A 13,831-nucleotide genomic window follows, 5' to 3' on the forward strand; every position below is an offset into this window, starting at 1 on the left:
CGAACGCTACGCCCGGCAGCTCGCGCTGCTGGGCGCGGAGGGTCAGGAGAAGCTCGAGCGCGCCCGGGTCCTGGTGGTGGGCGCCGGGGGCCTTGGCTCCCCCCTGCTCTCCTACCTGGCGGCGGCCGGAGTCGGGACCCTGACCTTCGTGGACGAGGACCGGGTGGCGGAAAGCAACCTGAACCGCCAGGTTCTCTACACCGAGACCGACCTGGGCCATTCGAAAGCCGGGAGGGCGGCAGAGCGGCTCGCGGCTCTGAACGCCACGGTGCGGGTGACGCCCATCGCGGCGCGTTTCACCGGGGAGAACGGTCCGGCGCTGGTGGTGCAGAGCGACCTCGTGGCGTTGGCGCTCGACAACCGGGAAACCCGTCTGCTGGCCAACCGCCTCTGCGTCGCGGCCGGAAGGCCGCTGGTGGACGGCGGCATCGACGGCTGGAGCGGGTATGTCACCGCCGTCGTGCCGGGAAAGACCTCCTGCCTTTCCTGCTGGTTCGAACAGCGGAAGCCCGGAGGGAGGGCCCCGGTGTCCCTGGGCCCCATGGCCGGCGTCATAGGTTCGATGGAGGCCCTGGCGGTGCTCCAGATGCTGCTGGGACACCCGGGCCCGGCGGGAAGGCTGATGCTGTTTGACGGCTCCCGATGGACGTTGTCCTCCCTGGGCGCAGGACGGCGCCCCGATTGCCCCGCGTGCGGAAACCGCGGGGAGGCCGCGCCATCCTAGGGGTGACGGGGACCGTGAAGTGAGTGTGTCTATTACCGGAATCATTCTTTGTTGGAGAGATCATCGATGGCTAAAATAATCAGAGTCAACATGGAAACCAAGGGGATCACCGAGGAGGACGCCGGCAAATACAACAGCTACGGCGCCCGCGGCTTTATCGCCCGCTTCCTTACCGATGAGGTCGACCCGACCTGCGAACCCCTCGGCATCCACAACAAGCTCGTCTTCTGCACGGGCCTGCTCGGCGGTACCATGGTCTCCAGTTCCGGCCGGCTTTCGGTGGGAGGCAAGAGCCCGCTCACCCAGGGCATCAAAGAGGCCAGTTCGGGAGGGACCGCGGGAAACGATCTGGCGCGCCACAACATCCGGGCCGTCATCATCGAACGGCTGCCCGCCCCCGGCGACACCAACAGCTACGTCCTGGTGATCTCCGACGAGGGGATCCGGCTCGAGGCCATGAACGAGCTCGAGTACCTGGGAGTGCGCGATACCTTCAGGACCCTGAGGGAGCGCTTCGGCGACAAGGCCGGCGTCATCTGCAACGGCCCCACCGGCGAGCGCCTGATGCGCGGCGCCGGCATCGCGGTCGCCGCCCCCCGCGGCGAAATGCGATTCGCGGCGCGCGGGGGCATGGGGGCCGTGATGGGGAGCAAGCGGCTGAAGGCCGTCGTCATCGTCCCGGCCAGGATCTCCAAGGTGGAATACTTCGACAAGGCGGCCTTCACGGAAGCCGCGAAGGAATTCCACCAGATGCTGATCGACGCCATGCCCACCATCAAGAAAAGCAACCAGACGTTCGGCACCTCCGGCATGTTCAAGATCGTCAACGAGCTGGGGCTGTGCCCCACGCGCAATTTCACCCTCGGCGCCTTCGAGTTCCACACCGAGATCGGCGGTGAGAAGATGGTCGAGCTCATCCGGGCCCGCGGCGGCGACGGAAAGACCGGGCAGTCGTGCATGAACGGCTGCATGATCAAGTGCCTCTCCGTCTTCCCCGACGAGAACGGCAAGGCCAGCTGCTCCACCCTCCAGTATGAAAACCTGTCGCTCCTGGGTTCCAACCTCTGCCTCGCCACCCTGGACAGCATCGCCCACCTGAACGACAAGGTAAACGACCTGGGACAGGACGCCATCGAGATCGGCGCCGCCCTGGGAGTGGCCGCGGAAGCCGGGCTGGCCGAGTTCGGGAACGAGGAGAGCTTCATGAAGCTGCTGGCCGAGGTCGAGGCCGCCACGCCGCTGGGCCGCGTGATCGGCAACGGCGTCAAGATCACGGGGGAGGTGCTCGGGATCAACGACCTCCCCATGACCAAGGGGCAGGCGATGCCGGCCTACGACCCCCGCGCGCTGAAGGGGAACGGCGTCACCTTCGCCATGAACCCCATGGGGGCCGACCACACCATGGGCAACCTCTACGGGGCGCGCGCCACCATGCCGCCCCTGGCCACGGAAGGACAGGGGGACCTGTCCCGCAAGACCCAGCTGCAGATGGCGGGGCTGGAAAACACGGGCTTCTGCATTTTCGTCCGGAGCTACCTCTTCAAGAAACCGGAACTCTTCACCCGGTTCGCCTACGGCATCTGCGGCGACAAGATGACGGTGGAAGAGTTCTGGGAACAGGGGCACGAGACGGCACGCCTGGAATACGAGTACAACGTCAAGGCCGGCATCGCCCCTTCCCAGGACAAGCTGCCGGAATACATGTACCGAATCCCCCTGCCTCCCACCAATTCGGTGTTCGACCTCTCCGACGAGGAGATGCAGAAGGGGGTCCTGCGCTAGGAGCCAGAGACACCCATGATCGAGTTGGAATACAACCTGATGCTGGCTGAGCTGGCGGGCAAGAGCGGGGAAACGCTCGATATCGGCGCTTCCCTGCCCTTGCCGGAGCTCGAGGCACGGCTCGGCTTCCCCCCCGACAGCGTGGGGATGCTGCTCATCAACGGCGCATGGGCGCCCCTCGACAGCGTCATCAAGGACGGCGACTTCGTCCAGCTCTATCCCCACATGGAGGGCGGATGACCCGGCCGCACGCCCGGGCTCCGCGCGGTCCGCTCGAGGAACCCCAAGAGTAATGAATCACACCCAATCCGACGCGCCCGGGGCTCCCGCCCCGGCCGAGAGTTCCGCCGATCCCCTGCTCAAGGCCTACGTGGAACCCACCAACCGCTGCAACCTCGACTGCGTGACCTGCATCCGGCATAGCTGGGACGAATCGCCCGAGGACCTGGACTGGACCGTTTACGGGAGACTGATCGAGGGTCTGGCCGCTTTCCCCGAAGCCCGGACCGTCGCCTTCGCCGGTTTCGGGGAGCCGCTGCTGCATCCGCGCTTCCCCGAAATGATCCGGCTGGCCCACGAGAGCGGCCTGCGCACGGAGATCACGACCAACGCCATGCTCCTGACCCCGGCGATGGCGGAGCGGCTGGTCTACGCCGGGCTGGACCAGATCACCGTGTCCGTCGACGGCACGTCGAACAAATCCCACGGCGCCGTCCGCCCCGGGGCGTCGCTCGACCGGATCGTGCGAAACGTCCGCACCCTCTACCTCTGGAGCCTGGTGAAGCAAACGACGCCGCCCGACGCCGGCGCGGACCTGAAGCGGAAGACCCTGGCCCGCCTCGAGGAGCTCGCCGGGGCCCCCTCTCCCCCGCTCGAGGCCACCGACTTCCTCTACCCCATGGAGGACATGCTCGACACCCTGCCCCAGGCGCCCGTGCGGATCGGGATCGAGTTCGTGGCCATGAAGAGCAACATCCACGAGCTGCCGGACCTGCAGGAGATCGCGCGCAGGGTCCGGGCGTCGTTCATCCTGGTTTCGAACGTGCTCCCCTACGCGCCCGAGCTCCAGGACGAAATCCTCTACGAGAGGACGCCCACCAGCCACGAGTCGCCGGGGGACCCGCGCAACCCGCTCTGGATCCTTCCCAGGATGGACTGGAGCCGGGAAGCCCTCGAAGCCGTATCGGCCGTGGCCCTCCGTCAGGCCAATCTGAGTTATCTCGACCTCAACCTGGGGCAGCGGAACAATTACTGCCCCTTCATCCGGCCGGGAAGCGTGGCCCTCTCCTGCCACGGCGGGATCAGCCCCTGCCCCCCGCTCCTGCACTCCTACACCTGCTATATCCGGGACTGGAAAAAGGCATTCCGGCGCTGTGAATATGGGAGCCTGAAAGAACGGTCCCTGGAGTCGATCTGGCGGCAGCCCGATTACGCCTCCTTCAGGGAGCGGGTGAGGAAATTCGAATTTTCCCCCTGCATCGACTGCTGCGGGTGCGAATTCGCCGAGGGGAACGAAACGGACTGCCACGGCAATCCCTTCCCCGTCTGCGGCCACTGCCTCTGGGCCCGCGGCGTCCTGCGCTGCGCCTGACTCCCTCCAGCGCCCCCGCCTACAGCGTGTCGAACACCGAATCCAGGTCGGAATCGGGGACGTCGAACACCGTGTCGTGGGGCGGCAGCGGCTCCTCGCGCATGAACTCCGGGATCCGGTAATCGTTCCGGGTCAATCCCGCCCGGCGGTTGAACTCCAGTTCGGTACGCAGGACCTCCCGGTTCGAGCGGTCGTAGTCCTCGAGCGTCCAGCCCCAGCCGTAGATGCCGTTGATCATGTCGATCATCAACTGCGGCTTCGAAATGATGGGCGGCCGGGCGAAGAGGCACAACCCCGTGCTGTCGAGCATGGCGGCGATGATCTGCAGCTTCAGCGAGAGCTCCTTCTGCCCCTCGGCTCCGAGGGGGTTGACCTCGAGCCGGGCGCCGAAGGCGTTGCCCGCGGTGTGGTCCGCCCCCTGCGGGGAGGTCGCGTAGGTCACGCCGTTCCCCTTCAGCGCGCGGGGGTCGTAGGCCGGCATCGCCTGCCCGACCGCGGCCGGCACCCGGCGCACTCCCAGGATCCTCCCCGTGGTGACGCACCCGCACCCGATCATGCGCCCGAGGACCGTCCCCTCGCCCACCTGCCGGAGCAGCCCGACGAGGCTGTCGATATCCCCGAATTTCGCCAGGCCCGCCTCGACGGCTACGCCGAGCGCGGCGCCCGTTTCGATGGTGTCCAGCCCGAAATCGTTGCACATGTAGTTCAGGGTCGCCACGTCGTCCAGGGTGTCGAGCCCCAGGTTGGAGCCGACGAGCCCGATGGTTTCGTACTGCACGGTGCCGACCACCGGCTTGCCCGTCCTGTCCGTGAAAAGGTTGCGGCAGGCGATGACGCACCCGGGCATGCAGCGGGTGCCCACCTTCCCCTCGCGGGCGAGGATGATTTCCCGGAGCTTTTCGCCCCGCAGCTCCGCCGCGCCCTCGAAGCGCCCCGAGGAGAAATTGCGCGTCGGCAGCGCCCCCATCTCGTTGACGGCGCCTACGATCGAAGCCGTGCCGTACAGGTGCTGCGATCCCTTGACCCCCAGCTTGGGGCTCGTGATCAGGGCCTGGGCGAACTCCTTGCAGGCGGTGCGGAAGAGCTTGTCGTCGTGCATCCGGACCGCCCTGCCCAGCGCCTTCTTGATGACGACGGCCTTCAGCCCCTTGCTCCCCATGACGGCGCCCAGGCCGCCGCGCGCGGCGTGGTTGCTGCGCTGGTCCCGCTCCCCGGTCGCCGCGATCCCCGCGCCCGACATCAGGTACTCGCCCGCCTGCCCGATCGAGATGACGGTCGCGTCTTCCCCATAGCGCTCCTGCAACCGGTCGGCGGTCGCGTAGGTGCCGATGTTGCGGACATCGGCCGCGGGGACCAGTTCGGCCGAATCCCCGTCCACGACCAGGATGGAGAAGTCCCCGGCGGCAGGCTGCTCCTCGACCACGATCGCCTTGATGCCCCACTTGCCCAGGGTGTCCCCCGCGGTCCCGCCGGCGTTGGCCTCCTTGACCCCCCCCGTCAGCGGGCTCTTGGCCCCGACCGAAAGCCTTCCGGCCGTGGGAACGATGGCCCCGCCCAGCAATCCGGGGGTGAACACGAGCTTGTTATGCGGCCCGAGGGCGTCGCAGGCTGGAGGGATTTCGCTCAAAAGCAATTTCGCGATTAGGGCTCTGCCGCCAAGCTGTTCATATTCCTTGGGAACGGGTTCCCAACGAACACCCTTTTCCTTCATGCGGACACGCAGTATCTTCATGGCGGACCTCCCGAGAAATAAAGATTGATCTTCCATAAGATTAGGCCGCATTCCACTATGCGTCAACGCATTCCACCTAATGGAACAAATTGTCCGAAAATATCCCAAGATATCTGAAATTTTGCCTGGTTTTTGGGAGCCTTCTCAACCCTCTCCCCATGATATATCATCACCAAAGAGAAAGGGGACGCACGATCATGATGGAGAAACCCTCGGAATCGACCATTTTCTGGACCTGGACGGACGAAGCGCCCGCGCTGGCCACCCTCTCCCTCTTCCCCATCATCCGGGCCTTCACCCGGCAAACAGGCATCCGCGTCGAGCTCGCCGACATTTCCCTGGCGGGGCGGATCCTGGCCAATTTCCCCGAATGGCTGACCGAAGCCCAGCGGGTGCCCGACTGGCTGACCCGGCTGGGGGATCTCACCCTGAAGCCCGAGGCCAACATCATCAAGCTTCCCAACATCTCCGCATCGGTCCCGCAGCTCGTCGACGCCGTCCGGGAGCTGCAGGCGCAGGGGTACGCCATCCCCGACTACCCGGAGGCCCCCGAAGACGACGGGGAAAGGGACATACGCGCGCGCTACGACATCGTTCTCGGGAGCGCGGTGAACCCGGTGATCCGGGAGGGAAACTCGGACCGCCGCCTCCCCCCCGCCGTCAAGGCCTACGCCCGGAAACACCCCCGGAAGCTGGGCGCCTGGAGCCCGGACTCCCCGACCCATGTCTCCCATATGTCCCGGGGAGACTTCTACGAAAGCGAGAGAGCCGTCACGGTGGAGCGCGTGGGAGCGGCGCTGTACGAATTCGTGGCCGATGACGGGGCCGTCACGGTGCTGAAAAAGGGGCCGGAGCTCGGCGAAGGGGACATCCTGGACGCCGCCGTGCTCAACGTGCGCCGGCTGCGCGCCTTCTACCGGGAGGAGATCGCGGACGCCCGGGAGCGCGGGATCCTCTTCTCGCTCCACGTGAAGGCCACCATGATGAAGGTGTCCGACCCGGTGATCTTCGGACACGCCGTCAGCACCTTCCTGGAGCCCGTATTCGCGAAGCACGCCGACCTCTTCGCCCGGCTGGGAATAAACCCCGACAACGGCCTGGGAGAACTATACGCAAGGATCGAATCCCTCGGCCCGGAGGCACGCGCGGGATTGGAGTCGGACATCCGGAAGACCCTGGAGGAGCGGCCGGAGCTGGCCATGGTCGACTCCGAACGCGGGATCACCAACCTCCACGTCCCCAACAACGTCATCATCGACGCCTCCATCCCCGCCATGATCCGCGACTCCGGAAAGATGTGGGGGCCGGACGGCCGGCTGCACGACACCAAGGCCGTCATCCCCGACCGCTGCTACGCCACGATCTACAAGGCCATCGTCGAGGACTGCGTGAAAAACGGCGCTTTCGACCCGGCGACGATGGGGAGCGTGCCGAACATCGGGCTCATGGCTCAGCAGGCGGAAGAGTACGGTTCCCACGACAAGACCTTCATCGCCCCCGGGCCGGGCGTCATCCGCGTCCGGTGCGCCGATACCGGGGAAACCCTGATCAGCAGGACGGTGGAGCCCGGGGACATCTTCCGCTCCTGCCGGACGACCGACGCCTCCGTCCGCGACTGGGTGCTGCTGGCCGTCCGGCGGGCGCGCCGGAGCGACACCCCCGCCGTCTTCTGGCTCGACCCCGCGCGGGGGCATGACGCGGAGGTCCTCCGCAAGGTCGAACGGGACCTGGCCGGATGCGACCTCCGGGGCCTCGACATCCGCGTGATGACGCCGGTCGCGGCGATGGAGTTTTCGCTCGGGCGCGTCCGCCGCGGCCTCGACACCATATCGGTGACGGGCAACGTCCTGCGCGACTACCTGACCGATCTCTTCCCCATTCTCGAGGTCGGGACCTCCGGGAAGATGCTGTCGATCGTCCCGCTCCTGGCCGGGGGGGGGATGTTCGAAACGGGAGCCGGGGGGAGCGCGCCCAAGCACGTGCGGCAGTTCATCAAGGAAAACTATCTCCGCTGGGACTCCCTCGGTGAATTCTCGAACCTGGCCGCTTCCCTGCAGCACATGGGAACCGCCTTCCGGAACGCCACGGCCTCCCTCCTCTCCGAAACACTCGAGGACGCCATCGGCGCCTTCCTCGAAAACGACCGCTCCCCCGCCCGCAAACTGGGGGGCATCGACTGCCGCGGCAGTCACTTCTACCTGGCCCTCTACTGGGCCCGGGCGCTGGCCGACCGGGCCGGGGACACCCCCCTCGGCGCCCGGTTCACCCTGCTCGCGCGGCGCCTGGCGGAAAACGAGGAGAAGATCCACGCCGAGCTGATCGCCGTGCAGGGGCGCCCGGTGGACATGGGAGGGTACTACCATCCCGACCTCGCCCGGACCTCCGCCGCGATGCGCCCCAGCCCCGTCCTGAACGCCGTCATCGACGACCCCGGGATATAAAGCCCGTGCCGCGGTCAGGCCAGCAGTTCCTGCGCCCGGATCAGGCGGTTGCGGACCTCCACCCCGTTCGGGCACCGGATGACGCAGGAGGCGCAATCGCGGCAGCTCACCGCGCGGGCGGCGGCCGGGAGCGCCCTGAAGCTCTGCCGCGCCTGTTCCGGGCTGCGGCCGAAATCGTGATAGGCAAGGAAGCGCAGTTCCTCCGCGACCGGCACCCCGTGGGGACACTTCCCCCTGCATTCGTAGCACATCCGGCAGTAATACGGCGCGATCTCCCGGCTGCGGACATACAGCAGCCTTTCGTCTCCGGGGGAGTACGGTTCCGTCATCGCCCGCACGTTCATCTCGAGTTCCGCGATGTTTTTGGCATAGGGGACGGTGGTGGAGATCGCCGGGTTCGAAAGCACCCACTTGATGGCGGCCAGCGGCCCCTCGCCCTTTAGCGGGATCTCCCTGGGAACGAAGCCGGCCACGGCGATCACCACCTTCATGGCCACCACGCCTATGCCGGCGTCGTGCAGCCGATCGATGGCGCGGTTCCGGAAAGGGGCGCTGATGGCGTAGCTGTAGGTCGTCTGCACGACATCGAAGGCTCCGAGTTCCAGGATACGGTCGGCGACAGCGTGGATATCGTGGGTGCTGACGCCGAGAAAGCGGGCCTTCCCCTGCCGCTTCAACGACACGCAGGCCTCGAGCGCCTCGTCCGTGATCGTATCGGGGGTGTCGCGGGAATGGAGGTGGAAGACATCGACGTACTCCGTCCCCAGCGCCCGCAGACTCGCGTCCATGTCCCCGAGCACGTCCTGACGGCTCCGCCCATCGGTCTTGGTCGCCAGCACCACCCCGGACCTTTTCCCCCTGAGGGCGGCGCCGGTGATACGCTCGCTGGCTCCTTCCCCGTACCCCCGGGCGGTGTCGAAGTAGTTGACTCCCAGGTCGATGGCCCGCGCGATCACCCGGGGATCGGGCGTGATCCCGACGCCGCAGCCGACACCCGACACCTTCATCCCCGTCCGCCCCAGAATACGGTATTCCGATCCCGGGGCCGGGCCGGGCGCCACCAACCGGGCGGGACCCGCCAAACCGGCCGCCGGGAGAAGAACCCCGGCCTGCAGGAATCTCCTGCGCGACGCGTCGAACTCCATAGATCCTCCCGTGAAGACCGAAGAATGTTCAGAGACAGGGTCCCCGCCGGAACGGGGCCTTTGACATCATCATAATTCCACCGGACCCGGATTCCCACCCCTATTTCCGCCCCCGGAACCGGGCCGCGCGAGGCCCCAACGCGATTGACTCCGCGGGGCGCGTTCGCATAGGATGGACGGGTTTTCAATGGAGGGTGTGCGCATGAGCAAGGTCGATCTGATCGCGTCCTACTGGACGATCGCGGGGGACGTCCATCCCCACTCGGAGCAGGAATTCAGCCCCTTCGACTTCCGGGACCGCGTGGAGGCGGCGGCGCGGGCCGGATTCACCGGAATCGGGCTGAAGGAGGCCGACGTCGCGCACACGCTCGAGCGGAGGACCCTCCGGGAGATGAAGCGCATCCTCGACGACAACGGCATCCGGCACGTCGAGCTGGAGTTCATCTCCGACTGGTTCCTGGACGGGGAGAAAAAACGGGAGTCGGACAAGGTCAAGCATATGCTGCTCGAGGCGGCCGAAGCGCTGGGCGCCCGGCACATCAAGGCGGGCGACTTCGATTCGCAGGTGACGCCCATGCCGCGGCTGATCGAGTCCTTCGCCGCCCTCTGTGACGACGCGCGCAACTACGGGACCCGCATCCTTTTCGAATTGATCGTCGACGCGATGATCAAGACGCTCCCCGAGACCCTGGAAATGGTCACGGGGGCGGACCGGGAAAACGGCGGCATCATGATCGACCTCTGGCACGTCGTCAAGCTGGGGATCCCCTACGAGGAGGTCGCCCGCATCCCCCCCCGCTTTCTCCTGGGGGTCGAGATCAACGACGGGACGCTCCAGTGCCCCTGGAGCCTTCACGAGGACACCATCAACCACCGCAGGCTGTGCGGGGAGGGGGAATTCGACATCAGGGGGTTCGTCCGCCGGATTCTCGCGGCGGGATACGACGGCCCGTGGGGGATCGAGGTCCTGAGCCGGGAGCTGCGGACCCTGCCCCTCGGGGAGGCGGCCACGCGCGCCTACGACACCACGATCGCGCAGTTCTGAGAAAGGGGGATTCCGTGCAGTCCGACGACAAGATCCTGATCGAACTCTACACCACCATGCTGACGATCCGCCGCTTCGAGGAGCGGCTCGTCCGCGAGGTCTTCGCCGGGAACATCCCCGGGTTCGTCCATTCCTACATCGGGCAGGAGGCCATCGCCGCCGGCGTCTGCCGGCACCTGACGCGGCGCGACCGCATCGTCAGCCACCACCGCGGACACGGACACTGCATCGCCAAGGGCGCCGACCTGAAAAGGATGATGGCCGAGATCTACGGCAAGAAGACCGGGTACTGCAAGGGGAAGGGGGGATCGATGCATATCGCCGACTTCAGCGTGGGGATGCTGGGGGCGGACGGCATCGTGGGCGCCGGGTTGCCGATCTCCACCGGGGCCGCCTTCGCCGCGCAACTGGAGCGGAAAGGGGACATCGCCGCGGTGTTTTTCGGCGACGGGGCCTGCAACGAAGGGGAATTTCACGAGGCCCTGAACCTGGCGGGGATCTGGAAGCTGCCGCTGCTGTTCGTCTGCGAAAACAACCAGTACGGGGTCAACACCCCGGCCGCCTACGCGATGGCGGCCGGCGAGATCGCCCGGATCCCCAGGGCCCACAAGATCCCCTGCAAGGTGGTATTCGGCAACGACGTGGAGGAGGTCCACCGCGCCGCGGGTTCCGCGGTCGCCGGGATCCGCAAGGGGGGAGGCCCCTTTTTCCTGGAATGCCGGACCTACCGCTGGCACAAGCATTTCCTCTCCCAGGGGCTGGAGGACCTGCGCCCCGCGGCCGAACTGGAGGAGTGGAAGAGGAAGTGCCCGGTGGCGTCCTTCGAAAAGAAGCTGCGCGACCGGGGCGTGCTCTCGGCGGCCAAGGTCCGGTCGATCAACGACAAGATCCTGCGGGCGGTCGAAGAGGCGCACGACTTCGCCCTCCGGAGCCCCTACCCGCAACCTCAGGACGCGTTGCAGGATGTCTATTCCACCTAAACCGAGCGAGGGAACGATGCGAAAGATCACGTACGACCAGGCGGCGAACGAGGCCATCCAGGAAGAATTCCGCAAGAATCCCCGCTGCGTCCACATGTCCACCGACCTGGCGGCCGACCTCGCGGAGGAATTCGGGACCGACCGGGTGAGGGTCACGCCGATAGCGGAAAACAGCTTCGTGGGGGCCGCCATCGGCCTGGCGGGATCGGGGTTCCGGGCGGTGGTCAACCTGCGCATGGCCACCTTCGGCTTCGTCGCCCTGGACCAGATGATGAACCACGCCGCCAAGATCACCTACATGTTCGGCGGCCAGGCGAAGTTTTCTGTCCTGATCCGGATGACGGTGGGCGCGGGCTTTTCCGGTGCCGCCGAGCACTCCATCAGCCCCTACTCCATGTTCATGAACGTACCGGGGCTGAAGATCCTCCTGCCGACCACGCCCTACGACGTGAAGGGGCTCCTCAAGACGGCCTTGAATGACCCGAACCCCGTCATCTCCTTCGAGCCCTTCATGCTGGGCCGGACCGAGGCCGAGGTGCCGGAAAAGGAGTATTTCATCCCTTTCGGCAAGGCGGCGGTCCGGAGGCGGGGAACCGACGTGACGGTCGTGGCCCTGGGCCGGATGGCGCACGTGGCCCTGGAGGCGGCGGCGGAGGTGGAGGGGAAGATCTCGGTGGAGGTGATCGATCCCCGGACGCTGGTCCCCCTCGACCGGGACACCATCCTCCGCTCGGTCCGCAAGACGGGGCGCCTCGTGGTGGTCGATGAAGCCTGCCGGACCTGCAGCGCGGCGTCGGAGATCGTCGCCCTGGCGGCCTCCGACCGCACGACCTTCGCGCGGCTGCGGTCGGCGCCGGCCCAGGTCTGCGGGCTCGACGTCCCGATCCCCTTCAGCCCGCCGATGGAAAAGTTCGTCATCCCCGACCGGGCGAAAATCGCCAGGGCGATCCGGGGCGCCATGCGCCGGCCGTCCGCGTAGACCGGGCGCACCAAAAAAAAGGGAGCCTTCCGCCGCCGCACCCTCCCCGGGCGCGACGCTGAAGGCTCCCTGAACTTCAAGCGGGCGGGATCTCCGCCTACTTCTTTTTCCGGTCCTCGGCGGCCAGAATCTGCGAAGGCTGCGCCTTCAGCCACTCGGCGTCCTCGTCGTCCTTGAGCCAGTCGGTCACGCAACCGATCTTGTCGGCGGTCTCGTACAGGGCCAGGTACAGGAGGCACAGGTTCCGGTCCGGGTCGATGGCGATCTTGGTCAGGTAGCTGGTTTCATACTTCAGCTTCTGGTGGATCTGGTCCAGGACCATGTTGGCGATCGGGCAGATGTAGGGGGCCACCCCTTCGGCCTTGACCAGGGCTTCCTTCTCATGGTGGATGCATCCCTTGACCTTCAGCTTGAGCATGAGCCCTTCCCCGCCGGTCTTGTAGGAGATGTCGGCCACGATCCCCGCTTCCTTCATCGCCTTGGTGCAGGCCTCGACGATTTCGGGCACCGTTTTCCCCTGGATGTTCTGGGCGCGGATGAAGTCGGGGCCCACGAACTCGCACTTCCAGTAGGCCATGCCGGAGAGTTCCTGAAACATGAGAGTTTCAAGCCTAGAGACAAGCTGATTGCAATACTTTATGGTATCCATTTAGATCCTCTCCTTGTTTCCGAATTTTTCCCAGTACACCATCTCCTCGAGCTCCATTTTGGGCCTCGGATGCTTGCGCTGTTCGAGGGGGTAGCCGACCGCGAGGTAGGAGAGCACCTTGTACTTGCCCATCCCCTGCGGAATGCCCAGGATGTCCTTGAACCGGATGGCGTCGCGCGTGCTGGCCACCGGGCCGTAGACCCAGCAGGAACCCAGCCCCATGCAATGGGCCTGGAGAATCATGTTCTCCATGGCGGCGCACAGGTCGTAGGGAACGTCCACGCTGCCGACGCGCAGGTCGCCGATCACGGCGATGACGACGGGCGCCTGCTTGCAGAACTCGGACACTCTTCCGGAATACATGAATTCCAGCACGCCCGCCCGCTTCTCGGGATCCTCGATCCCCTCGAACCTCTTCTGGAGTTCGTTGAGGCAGTACCAGGCGGTCATGCGCGAGCCGCTCCCCTGCTTGGAGAGATCGCCGATCTTGTTCCGCGTTTCCTGGTCGCGGATCACGATGAATCTCCACGGCTGGTAGTTTTCCCCCGTCGGCGCCCAGCGGGCGGCCTCGAGGATCATGTCGATCATCTCGTCCGGTACCGGATCCGGCTTGTACCTGCGGATGCTCTTTCTCGATGTGAGTACATCCAAAAACTCTTGACCCTTCATATGGATTTACCTCCAGGCTTGTAGAAATGTTTAAGTGCCGGCGAAACCATCGCCCTGCGCATGATGATTCCAGACTTCGGGCAATCAGCAAAAG

The 13,831-nt window shown here is 66.0% G+C and carries 12 protein-coding genes; 8 read left to right on the forward strand and 4 right to left on the reverse strand.

Translation table 11 applies throughout. The features are described 5' to 3' along the window. The 4 genes from GXY47_04300 to GXY47_04315 all read left to right on the forward strand — a co-directional run. Positions 1-724 (forward strand): HesA/MoeB/ThiF family protein (locus GXY47_04300; GenBank protein ID NLV30357.1); only part of this gene is annotated, 724 nt, incomplete at its 5' end. A gap of 66 nt (positions 725-790) precedes the next feature. After that, positions 791-2,506 carry an aldehyde ferredoxin oxidoreductase gene (locus GXY47_04305; GenBank protein NLV30358.1) on the forward strand — a complete coding sequence of 572 codons (1,716 nt, stop codon included), beginning with the start codon at positions 791-793 and terminating at the stop codon, positions 2,504-2,506. Positions 2,507-2,521: 15 nt separating this feature from the next. Continuing rightward, on the forward strand, positions 2,522-2,746 hold the full coding sequence (locus tag GXY47_04310; GenBank protein NLV30359.1) for a MoaD/ThiS family protein: 225 nt from the start codon (positions 2,522-2,524) through the stop codon (positions 2,744-2,746). Positions 2,747-2,798: 52 nt separating this feature from the next. Further along, entirely contained in the window at positions 2,799-4,097 is a 1,299-nt protein-coding gene (locus GXY47_04315) for a radical SAM protein (GenBank protein NLV30360.1), read from the forward strand. 19 nt (positions 4,098-4,116) lie between these two features. On the opposite strand, the gene GXY47_04320 is transcribed toward GXY47_04315, so the two are convergent. Further along, positions 4,117-5,829, reverse strand: coding sequence for an aldehyde ferredoxin oxidoreductase (locus tag GXY47_04320; protein ID NLV30361.1), 1,713 nt, complete (start codon positions 5,827-5,829; stop codon positions 4,117-4,119). 200 nt (positions 5,830-6,029) lie between these two features. Between GXY47_04320 and GXY47_04325 the strand changes: the two genes are divergently transcribed. After that, positions 6,030-8,270 (forward strand): NADP-dependent isocitrate dehydrogenase, encoded by a 2,241-nt coding sequence (locus tag GXY47_04325; GenBank protein ID NLV30362.1) that lies wholly within the window; start codon positions 6,030-6,032, stop codon positions 8,268-8,270. Between the two features lie 14 nt (positions 8,271-8,284). Here the strand turns inward: GXY47_04325 and GXY47_04330 are convergent, their stop codons facing one another. After that, the gene (locus GXY47_04330) at positions 8,285-9,415 is read right to left on the reverse strand and encodes a hypothetical protein (GenBank protein NLV30363.1); all 1,131 of its coding nucleotides are present in this window, start codon (positions 9,413-9,415) and stop codon (positions 8,285-8,287) included. Between the two features lie 202 nt (positions 9,416-9,617). Here GXY47_04330 and GXY47_04335 point away from each other — a divergent pair, with 202 nt between their 5' ends. Genes GXY47_04335 through GXY47_04345 form a run of 3 tightly spaced genes read left to right on the forward strand, consistent with a single transcriptional unit; the run spans position 9,618 to position 12,419 of the window. Next, the gene (locus GXY47_04335) at positions 9,618-10,460 is read left to right on the forward strand and encodes a sugar phosphate isomerase/epimerase (protein NLV30364.1); all 843 of its coding nucleotides are present in this window, start codon (positions 9,618-9,620) and stop codon (positions 10,458-10,460) included. 56 nt (positions 10,461-10,516) lie between these two features. After that, positions 10,517-11,440 (forward strand): thiamine pyrophosphate-dependent dehydrogenase E1 component subunit alpha, encoded by a 924-nt coding sequence (locus GXY47_04340; protein ID NLV30365.1) that lies wholly within the window; start codon positions 10,517-10,519, stop codon positions 11,438-11,440. 16 nt (positions 11,441-11,456) lie between these two features. Beyond that, a complete protein-coding gene (locus GXY47_04345; protein NLV30366.1) occupies positions 11,457-12,419 on the forward strand; it encodes an alpha-ketoacid dehydrogenase subunit beta in 963 nt (320 codons plus the stop codon). 97 nt (positions 12,420-12,516) lie between these two features. Here GXY47_04345 and GXY47_04350 read toward each other — a convergent pair whose 3' ends face one another. Next, on the reverse strand, positions 12,517-13,017 hold the full coding sequence (locus GXY47_04350; GenBank protein ID NLV30367.1) for a hypothetical protein: 501 nt from the start codon (positions 13,015-13,017) through the stop codon (positions 12,517-12,519). Positions 13,018-13,068: 51 nt separating this feature from the next. Beyond that, positions 13,069-13,737: a hypothetical protein gene (locus tag GXY47_04355; protein NLV30368.1), complete on the reverse strand. Its 669-nt coding sequence runs from the start codon at positions 13,735-13,737 to the stop codon at positions 13,069-13,071. Positions 13,738-13,831: the final 94 nt, after the last annotated feature.

This window comes from Acidobacteriota bacterium, from assembly GCA_012729555.1.
Lineage (GTDB): Bacteria > Acidobacteriota > UBA6911 > UBA6911 > UBA6911 > UBA6911.